This window comes from Gilliamella sp. GillExp13, from assembly GCF_001690815.1.
Lineage (GTDB): Bacteria > Pseudomonadota > Gammaproteobacteria > Enterobacterales > Orbaceae > Gilliamella > Gilliamella bombi.
Genome location: NZ_LZHJ01000008.1, coordinates 1 through 6,404, shown reverse-complemented (window position 1 = coordinate 6,404; position 6,404 = coordinate 1). Strand labels below are relative to the sequence as shown.

General features: G+C 35.9%; 6 protein-coding genes and 1 tRNA gene. 4 read left to right on the top strand and 3 right to left on the bottom strand.

The annotated features are described in order from the left end of the window. On the bottom strand, window positions 1-253 hold a 253-nt coding region (locus A9G37_RS00730; RefSeq protein WP_065574329.1), incomplete at its 3' end, for a helix-turn-helix domain-containing protein. Between the two features lie 167 nt (window positions 254-420). After that, window positions 421-1,632 carry a beta-ketoacyl-ACP synthase I gene (gene fabB / locus A9G37_RS00725; protein ID WP_065574328.1) on the bottom strand — a complete coding sequence of 404 codons (1,212 nt, stop codon included), beginning with the start codon at window positions 1,630-1,632 and terminating at the stop codon, window positions 421-423. 262 nt (window positions 1,633-1,894) lie between these two features. Between fabB and A9G37_RS00720 the strand changes: the two genes are divergently transcribed. After that, a complete protein-coding gene (locus A9G37_RS00720; protein WP_065574327.1) occupies window positions 1,895-3,160 on the top strand; it encodes a putative DNA modification/repair radical SAM protein in 1,266 nt (421 codons plus the stop codon). 2 nt (window positions 3,161-3,162) lie between these two features. Beyond that, a complete protein-coding gene (locus A9G37_RS00715; RefSeq protein WP_065574326.1) occupies window positions 3,163-3,978 on the top strand; it encodes a TIGR03915 family putative DNA repair protein in 816 nt (271 codons plus the stop codon). Between the two features lie 115 nt (window positions 3,979-4,093). On the opposite strand, the gene A9G37_RS00710 is transcribed toward A9G37_RS00715, so the two are convergent. Beyond that, window positions 4,094-4,852 carry an MlaA family lipoprotein gene (locus tag A9G37_RS00710; RefSeq protein WP_065574325.1) on the bottom strand — a complete coding sequence of 253 codons (759 nt, stop codon included), beginning with the start codon at window positions 4,850-4,852 and terminating at the stop codon, window positions 4,094-4,096. Window positions 4,853-4,978: 126 nt separating this feature from the next. On the opposite strand from A9G37_RS00710, the gene A9G37_RS00705 reads away from it, so the two are divergent. Then, window positions 4,979-5,050, top strand: a tRNA-Arg gene (locus tag A9G37_RS00705). Between the two features lie 147 nt (window positions 5,051-5,197). Beyond that, window positions 5,198-6,388: a tyrosine-type recombinase/integrase gene (locus A9G37_RS00700; protein WP_218059267.1), complete on the top strand. Its 1,191-nt coding sequence runs from the start codon at window positions 5,198-5,200 to the stop codon at window positions 6,386-6,388. The last annotated feature ends 16 nt before the right edge of the window (window positions 6,389-6,404 follow it).

Genomic DNA, 6,404 nt, shown 5'->3' with positions numbered 1-6,404 from the left:
ATTTTTCAACTTGGCGCCATACCGAAGACTCTATTGGCTTACCATTACCGCTGTTTTTTCGCCTTTTCTTAGCTAGGGTTACCGCATCATGTGCTTGATAGGCTTGATTAGGTTTTGAGTTTCTTTCTATCTCTCGACTTATTGTCGAAGGATGTCTATTGAGTAGCTGGGCTATCTCTTTTTTATTCTTTCCGGCTTGTAATAATACGAAAATCTGGTATCTTTCCTTCCTAGAAAGGTGATTATAATACATAGCAATCTCCAAACTGTGGTGGTGCGAAGGTGCTAGTATAAATCACCTTTCTACTTTCTTCACTCCACCGTGTTTAAAATTGCACTTCATGTTTGAATCCAGGCCTACAAAAAAACCGTTCAATCTAGAACGGTTTTTTATTGGTTGATATTAATTAAATTTACTTATTAGGCTTTATATTTTTTCATTACAATTGAGGCATTAGTGCCACCAAAACCAAAGCTATTTGACATGACTGTTGTTAGTTCACGCTCGGTTGGTTCAGTAATAATGTTCATGCCGATTGCTGCTTCATCAAGTTCATCAATATTGATACTTGGTGTAATAAAGCCATGTTCTAACATTAATAATGAATAGATAAGCTCTTGCGCACCTGTTGCACTTAATGAGTGACCAGTCATTGATTTGGTTGAAGAAATAGCAGGGATGTTATCGCCAAATACTTGTTTGATTGCCCATAATTCTTTGACATCACCAACTGGGGTTGATGTGCCGTGGGTGTTGATGTAATCAACTGGTACTTCTAAATCTTGAATGGCAAGTTGCATACAGCGCATTGCACCTTCACCTGATGGGGCAACCATGTCATGACCGTCTGATGTTGCGCCATATCCAACCAGTTCGCCATAAATATGAGCACCACGAGCAAGCGCATGTTCTAATTCTTCAACCACAACCATACCTGCACCGCCAGCAATAACAAAACCATCACGGTTTTTATCATAAGCACGTGATGCCTTTTCTGGGTTATCGTTATATTTTGTTGATAAAGCGCCCATGGCATCAAATTCGCAAGACATTTCCCAGCAAAGTTCTTCACCACCACCCGCAAAGACGATGTCTTGTTTGCCAAGTTGAATAAGTTCAGCAGCGTGACCAATACAGTGAACTGATGTCGCACAAGCAGATGTCATTGAGTAGCTAATCCCTTTAATTTTAAATGGAGTTGCTAAGCAAGCCGAAATCGCCGATGACATTGATTTGGTTACAGCATAAGGACCTACACCTCGTAATCCCTTTTCTTTCATTCCAGCTACTACATTGTATTGTGTTTTAGTTGAGCCACCATAACCAGCAATTAAGCCTGTACGAGGGTTAGAGACTTGTTCAGGGGTTAATTTTGCGTCTTCAATAGCCTGTTGTAAAGCAAGATAACCGTAAATAGAAGCATCATTCATAAAACGAACAACTTTGCGATCAATGAGACCAGTAGTGTCAAGTTTTACATTTCCGCATACATGGCTACGCATTCCGCTGTCTTTCATTTCTTGAGAAAAGGTAATACCACTACGACCTACTTTTAGTGATTCTAAGACTTCTTTAGTATTATTCCCAATACTTGAAAGAATTCCTAACCCTGTAATTACAACTCGTTTCATTTACTATTTAGCTCCTAAGTTATCTGGCTTCATATAAAAAAGTTTGTTGATTATAGCGTACAGTTGTAAGCTGAACAATACCTTACCATGTTTTTATTCATATCTTTTGATATTGCCTTAATTCTTTATATAAAAGTAATCAAATCAATAGAATTGCCTACGTAGCGTAGGTAACAGTGATTTTGTCGACAATATTTACTTGCTAAGCTTTATATGATTATTATACACTGTATATATAAACAGTTATTTTAATGGGCACAATATGAACGAAAAAATGATAACTAAACTTGAGATATTAGCTGAATCGGCAAAATATGATATTTCTTGTTCATCAAGTGGCGCTTCAAGAGGTAATAAAGGTAAAGGCATTGGTAGTGCACATAAGTCTGGTATTTGTCATACTTTTACTGCCGATGGGCGATGTGTTTCGTTACTTAAAATTATGCTCACTAATTATTGTATGTTTGATTGTGCTTATTGTATTAATCGTCAAAGTAATGATATTCCAAGAGCAGGTTTTACACCCCGTGAGTTGGCTGATGTGACCATTGAATTTTATCGCCGTAATTATATTGAAGGTTTATTTATTAGTTCAGGCATTGTAAGAAGTCCAGATCATACCATGGAAAGAATGATTAAAGTGGTAAAAATTTTGCGAAATGAATATGGTTTTAATGGCTATATTCATATGAAAGCGATTCCTGGTGCTAGTAATGAGTTAATTAATCAAGCAGGTTTATTGGTTGATAGAATGAGTGTTAATTTAGAAATTCCAACTGAAGAAAATCTTAAATTATTAGCACCTGATAAAGATCATCAAAGTATCTATCAGCCTATGCGTCAAATACATCAAAATGTGTTAGAAAATATCGAAGATCGCAAAAAATTTCGCACTGCCCCCAAATTTGTACCAGCTGGGCAAAGTACTCAAGTTATTATTGGCGCAACCGATGAATCCGATAAACAGATTTTACAATTAACCGCCAAGCTTTACAAACGACCAAGTATGAAACGAGTTTATTATTCGGGGTTTATTCCTGTGAATGGTTACGACAAGCGGTTGCCTGTTGTACAAGATGTACCAAGAGTGCGAGAAAATCGTTTATATCAAGCCGATTGGTTATTGCGTTTTTATGATTTTAATGTTGATGAAATTGTTAATGATCAATATCCTGATCTTGATTTAAGCGTTGATCCTAAACTGGCTTGGGCTATCCGTAATCCGCAGTTTTTTCCCGTTGATGTTAACCGTGATAGCTATCAAAAAATTTTGCGAGTGCCAGGCATCGGTGTTAAATCGGCCAAGTTAATTGTGATGGCAAGACGTCATCGTAAGCTTACTTTTGATGCGCTTAAACGTATTGGTGTTGTTTTAAAGCGAGCAAAATTTTTTGTTGTTTGTCATGAAATGAGAAAATTTAAATTGCTTGATTCTTCGGCCGAATATATCCGACTATCGTTGCAAGATCCGCCTTTGTTAGAAGATAAACAAGATAATATTTCACAGCAATTAGTCATGGAGTGGTAGACATGTTGGCGTTTTATTATGATAAAAGCTTTGAAGGATTGCTATGTGCGGTATTTGATGCTTTTAAACTCAAAAAGATGCCTGAATGCCTGTTGGCTATTGGGCAGGTTCAACCGCTATTAGTGTCTAATAGGCATAATGTTGAATTTTGTGATCTTAAATATGAGCGTGTACGTTTGGCGTTAATTAATAAGATTAGTAAAGTGGCGCTTCGTCATTTAATGTATGTTTGGCTATCAGAATTGCCTGAAAGTGATTTAATTGTTTTTCGTTATATTTGCAAGGTATTCAAATCATCTAAATCAATTGAAACGGATTTTGCGGATAAAGATGTGTTATCTGTACATGATATTGCCAAAAAAGTTAGTCGGGAGCGACATCGTATAATGCAATTTGTACGTTTTAGTGCAATTGACAATCCTCTTAAATATACGACAATGCCTAATAAAAGGGAAGATAAGATCTATTTTTCGAATATTGCTCCTATTTATAACGTATTGCCTTTGGTTCTTAAATTTTTTAAAGATCGTTTTGCCGATCAAAAGTGGGTTATATATGATGAAAAGCGCAAATATGGTTATATCTATAATTTACACAGTATTGAACCGATCTCGCTCGTTGATAAAGATGATCTGATTATTAATAGTCAGGTGAATCAACATTATCTATCTAAGGACGAAGTACTATTTCAGAATATGTGGTTACGCTATTGTAATGCATTAACTATAAAAGAACGAATCAATCCTAAATTACAACGTCAGCAAATGCCAAGCCGATTTTGGCAATATTTGCCAGAAATGAAATCAATCTCAAAATAAATATGTAAATAAAAAATGATCAAATTAGTATCATCATAAATAAAAGAACATAAAAAACCGCCAATTAACGGCGGTTTTTAACATGATTTAATAAAAGCGTATAATTTAACAAAAGTTATTGTGAATCGATATCATTAATAACATCATTAATCGATTCTTCACGTTGTTTCTGTTTATTTTCATCTACTTTACCACCCGATGCGATAAAGTCATTACGCTGGAAGTAAGCATTACGCATAAAGTTATAAGGATCATCGCTATTTTTAATCAGATCTTCATACTCGATTGCCATTGCACGTGCTTCAACACCATTAATTACACCACGTGCCAACATCCATTGCCAATCTATCCAAACAAGTGGAGGATAAAGGGTGTCAACAATACCACCACCTTCTTCTCTCAATGTTGCTGAACCATAAAATGGAAGTACAACATAAGGACCATAAGGTACATCGTAATGACCAAGAACATCACCAAAAGTTCGTTTGCCGCCTTTTTGTAATTGCGGATCAGACATGCTAGCAACATCCATCAAACCAGCAAAACCGAAAACGGTATTTAAAAAGAATCGTGCTAAATGTGTACCAGCTTTATGAACGTCACCTTGTAATAAGTTGTTCACCATTGAAGCCGGTTCAGAAAGGTTAGATGAAAAGTTAACTACACCTGTACGAACAGGAGACGGAACATAATCTTTCCAAGCTACTGCGGCAGGACGCAAAACATAGGGATCAAGCGCATAGTAGTTAACATCAAACATGGTTTTGTTAAAACCTGATAACGGATCACTATAGGAATTAGTTTCGGCTTGATAAGTAGCACAACTTGTGAGTGCCATTACAGAAAACATCATACCAACAATTCGTTTTTTCATAGTATCTTCGATTAAAAGTAATGAGGTTAATTATGATGTGATTGTATCATGATTACTTTAAATAGAAAATTTTTCGTTATTTAAATGGCATTATCTAATAAAATTTATTAAAATGTACAGCCCTATGACCTCATAGTTAAATGGATATAACAAGCCCCTCCTAAGGGCTAGTTGCAGGTTCGATTCCTGCTGGGGTCGAAATCGCAAACAAGATTAAAAACGACATTCTACGATTTAAGCCTTATTTTAACAGTGTTTTAAGGTATTTCGATACGACTAAACACGATTCTAAACGATTGACAACGCAAACATTTAAACGGTATATTTACGGTATATTTTAATACCGTGACCAAAAATACCGTAATTATGCTAACTGTAAAAGCCATTGAATCAGCAAAACCAAAAGAAAAACCGTACAAGTTGCCAGACTTTGAAAGCCTATATCTATACATCACACCTACAGGAACTAAATCTTGGCGCTATGATTATCAGTTCAACGGCAAAAGAAAAACGCTAACGATCGGTAAGTATCCGTATATTAGTTTATCTGATGCACGCAACGAAAAAGAATTAGCTCGGCAGATGCTTGCTTACGGCAAAGATCCTGCTGTTGAGCGAAAAAGAAAAACTTTACTTGCTAATATCGCGCAAGGAAATACTTTTAAAAAAATAACCCTTGAATGGTTTGATACAAAAAAACGGAATTGGTCTATCAATACCAGAGAAATGATTATTCGGTATTTTGAAAGAGATATATTCCCGTTCGTTGGCGATATGGATATTGCGCAAATCAAGCCTCTAGAAATGTTAAACTGTTTAAAACAAATAGAAAATAGAGGCGCATTGGAAATTGCAAAAAAGATGCGTCAACGATGTACTGAGGTTTTTCAATATGCAATTATTACCGAAAGAGCTGAAAACAACCCCGCGCGTGAATTAGCTAAAGCTATGGTCACACATACACCAGAAAACTATGCGTTTTTAATGGAAGATGATATGCGTGAATTTATGAAAGCGTTACAATCGTATTCGGGTAATATTTTAGTTCGTTATGCTACAGAATTATTAATATTAACTGCTGTCAGGACCATGGAATTATTGAGTTGCAAATGGGAGTATGTTGATCTTGAGAAAAAATACATAATACTACCAAAAGAATCAATGAAAAAATCAAGGGTTCACGTAGTTCCGCTATCTAATCAAGCTATTAATATTCTGAAATTTTTACAACCAATTACAGGGCGGGGAGAATATGTTTTTTCTGGTAGAAATAGTAGTTCAAAACACATGTCTAACGGCGCTATCTTAGGTTTAATAAAACGATTGGGATTTGCTAACCGTGCAACTGGGCACGGCTTTAGGCATCAGTTTTCAAGTGTATTAAATGAGCATGGTTTTAATCGTGACTGGATAGAAAAACAATTAAATCACGAAGAAGGGAATGTGCGTGGTATTTACAATCACGCACAATATTTGGAGGGGCGTCGTGAGATGATGCAGTGGTATGCGGACTATATAGATAGCCTAACCGCATGATTGATATTCTTGTTCT

What these genes read in the sequence shown, in the direction of transcription:
- A9G37_RS00715 (WP_065574326.1), top strand. Translation starts at nt 3,163, where the DNA reads ATGTTGGCGTTTTATTATGATAAAAGCTTTGAAGGATTGCTATGTGCG.
- A9G37_RS00720 (WP_065574327.1), top strand. Translation starts at nt 1,895, where the DNA reads ATGAACGAAAAAATGATAACTAAACTTGAGATATTAGCTGAATCGGCA.
- A9G37_RS00710 (WP_065574325.1), bottom strand. Translation starts at nt 4,852, where the DNA reads ATGAAAAAACGAATTGTTGGTATGATGTTTTCTGTAATGGCACTCACA.
- fabB (WP_065574328.1), bottom strand. Translation starts at nt 1,632, where the DNA reads ATGAAACGAGTTGTAATTACAGGGTTAGGAATTCTTTCAAGTATTGGG.